We start from the raw sequence: 2,865 nt of genomic DNA, 5'->3' as shown, positions 1-2,865 counted from the left end.
CTCCCGGACGGGGGGTGCTGGCCGGCGGCTTGGGCGCCGCGGGCGTCACCGGGGCCGCGGCGCTGGGCGCGCCGGGCTTGACGGGGGCGCCCGGCTTGGGCGCTCCCGGCTTCGGGGCGGCCTTCTTGGGGGCCGCCGGCTTCGCCGCGGACTTCTTGGTGCCACCGGCACCGCCCGCGCCGAACGCGTCAGTCAGTTTACGAACGACCGGCGCCTCGATTGTCGAGGACGCCGAGCGCACGAACTCTCCCAGTTCTTGGAGCTTGGCCATGACGACCTTGCTTTCGACTCCAAGCTCCTTGGCGAGCTCGTATACCCGGACCTTAGCCACTTCGCTCCTTCTGGTCCGGGGTTGGTCGTCCGCCGGACCGTCGCTACTTGTGCATGGGCGTACTCATCGCGTACTCATCGAGTGCTCATCGCAATCTCGACCTACTTCCGACTCGCGAGGTACCTCGCCGCACGGCTCTCCGCGCGGCTTTCTTACGGTTTCTTACAGGGGTCCTGCAGGGGTCCCACAGGGGTCTTACGTGCGCGGTGCGTCCCGCACGTGGCTCTCCAGCTCCCCGGTGTCGGGCGATTCGCGGCCTCCCGTCAGGCGGAAGGCCCTTCGGAACGCCCGGCGGCGGACCGCCAGCTCGACACAGGCTGGAGTGGCGTGCACATACGCACCCCGGCCGGGCAGCGTACCGCGAGGATCGGGGACACAGCGTCCTTCGACCATCACCACACGCAGCAGACCGGCCTTGGTCGACCGCTCCCGGCAACCCACGCACGTTCGCTCTGGGCATACTCGGGCACGCGTCCGGCCAGACACTGGTTAAGTCTACCTCCCCGCGCGGACACCGCTGATCCCCGGGGCTCGGGGTACCAGCGGTATTCCGCCGTCCGTGGTGGCGGGCCCCGGTTCCGGGACCGTCACCGAAGAGCGGTTTCAGCTCTCCTGCGTACCGCCGGACTCGTTGTCCGGGCGGATGTCGATGCGCCAGCCGGTCAGCCGGGCGGCGAGTCGGGCGTTCTGGCCCTCCTTGCCGATGGCCAGCGACAGCTGGTAGTCCGGAACGGTGACCCGCGCCGAACGGGCCGCCAGATCGACGATCTCGACCTTGTTCACCCGGGCGGGCGAGAGCGCGTTGGCCACCAGCTCCGCCGGGTCGTCGGACCAGTCGACGATGTCGATCTTCTCGCCGTTCAGCTCGGCCATCACGTTGCGGACCCGACCGCCCATCGGGCCGATGCAGGCGCCCTTGGCGTTCAGCCCGGAACGATTGGACCGTACCGCGATCTTCGTGCGGTGGCCCGCCTCCCGGGCGATGGCGGCGATCTCCACCGAGCCGTCGTTGATCTCCGGGACCTCCAGGGCGAAGAGCTTCTTCACCAGGTTGGGGTGGGTCCGCGACAGCGTCACCGACGGCCCGCGCACGCCCTTGGCGACCCGGACCACGTAAGTCCGCAGCCGGGCGCCGTGCGAGTAGTCCTCACCGGGCACCTGCTCCTGCGGGGGCAGGATCGCCTCCAGCCGGCCGATGTCGACCAGCACGTTCCTCGGGTCCTTGCCCTGCTGCACCACACCGGCGACGATGTCGCCCTCCCGGCCCGCGTACTCGCCGAAGGTGACTTCCTCCTCGGCGTCCCGCAGGCGCTGCAGGATGACCTGCTTGGCGGTGGTCGCGGCGATCCGACCGAAACCCGACGGGGTGTCGTCGAACTCCCGGGCCTCCTGCCCCTCCTCCAGGTCGGCGGCGTCCTCCTTGGCCCACACGGTCACATGGCCGGTGGCGCGGTCCAGCTCGACCCGGGCGTGCCGACGACTGCCCTCGGTGCGGTGGTACGCGATGAGGAGGGCCGACTCGATCGCCTCGACGAGCAGATCGAAGGAGATCTCCTTCTCCCGTACGAGGCCCCGCAGGGCACTCATGTCGATGTCCACGGTTACGCCTCCTCCTCTTCCTTCTGGTCCTTGTTGTCGTTGTCGGACTTGCGACTGAACTCGATCTCCACCCGGGCCTTCGCGATGTCCGCGAACTCCAGGCGGCGGGGTGTGGGCTTGCGGCCCTTGACGCCCGGTACCTCGGTGTCCAGGCCGTCCTCGTCGACCGCGAGGAGCCTGGTGGTCAGCTCCCCGCCGTCGTGCAGGCGCAGCCACACCAGGCGGCCCACCGCCCGGCGGAAGTGGCGGGGTTCGGTCAGCGGGCGGTCCGCGCCGGGCGAGGTGACCTCCAGCACGTACGGCGCGCCGCCCATCACGTCGCTGTCGTCGAGCGCTGCGGAGGCCGCACGGCTCAGCTCGGCGCAGGCGTCCAGTCGCACACCCTCGTCGGAGTCGACGACCACCCGCAGTACCCGGCGCTTGCCGGCGGGGGTGACGGCGACGTCTTCCAGGTCCAGACCCCGCTCGGCGGCCAGGGGTTCCAACAGCCCGCGCAGCCTCTCGATCTGGGTGGTGCTCATCCGGGTGACTCCTCGGCCGCGTGTGCTGTTGTCAGGGAATACGGGAACGTGACGGGTGTGCGGTGTCGGGTCGACGGTACCGGGCGGCGCCCGCTCGTCGCGCCGTACGACGCGACGGTGCGCCGGGGACACCGGGCCGCTGAGGAACGGCCCCGTTCCGACACGCGGCGTACAGCCTATCGCCTGCGGCCGGCGGCACCGACCCGGACGCCCGCACGGGTGCCGGGCCGGGCGCGTCGCTGACGCCGGGCGGACCCACCGGCTCCGCCCGGGTACTCTCACCGGAACGCTGATCACCAGTTCTGGTGCCGCTCACAGCTGCCAATCCCGTCCCCCGGCAGGGTGACGTCCGCCTTCGGTCCGTCACCCGCCGCCGCACCGCACGTCGTTCCCTCAGTCCCGCCCGCTCCCCGG

General features: G+C 70.9%; 4 protein-coding genes. All 4 read right to left on the bottom strand.

Annotated features, from left to right (window positions below; genetic code table 11):
* The coding region (locus tag FNX44_RS25685) for a translation initiation factor IF-2 N-terminal domain-containing protein (protein ID WP_323369670.1) at positions 1-331 on the bottom strand (331 nt) is incomplete at its 3' end.
* Between the two features lie 195 nt (positions 332-526).
* On the bottom strand, positions 527-817 hold the full coding sequence (locus tag FNX44_RS25680) for a YlxR family protein (RefSeq protein WP_143651372.1): 291 nt from the start codon (positions 815-817) through the stop codon (positions 527-529).
* A 117-nt stretch (positions 818-934) separates the two neighbouring features.
* On the bottom strand, positions 935-1,930 hold the full coding sequence (gene nusA, locus FNX44_RS25675) for a transcription termination factor NusA (protein WP_143651371.1): 996 nt from the start codon (positions 1,928-1,930) through the stop codon (positions 935-937).
* A gap of 2 nt (positions 1,931-1,932) precedes the next feature.
* Positions 1,933-2,451 (bottom strand): ribosome maturation factor RimP, encoded by a 519-nt coding sequence (gene rimP, locus FNX44_RS25670; protein WP_143651370.1) that lies wholly within the window; start codon positions 2,449-2,451, stop codon positions 1,933-1,935.
* Positions 2,452-2,865 lie beyond the last annotated feature (414 nt).

The sequence above is a fragment of the Streptomyces alkaliterrae genome, assembly GCF_007097205.2.
Classification (GTDB): Bacteria; Actinomycetota; Actinomycetes; order Streptomycetales; family Streptomycetaceae; genus Streptomyces; species Streptomyces alkaliterrae.
This window is presented reverse-complemented; position numbering and strand designations above follow the sequence as displayed.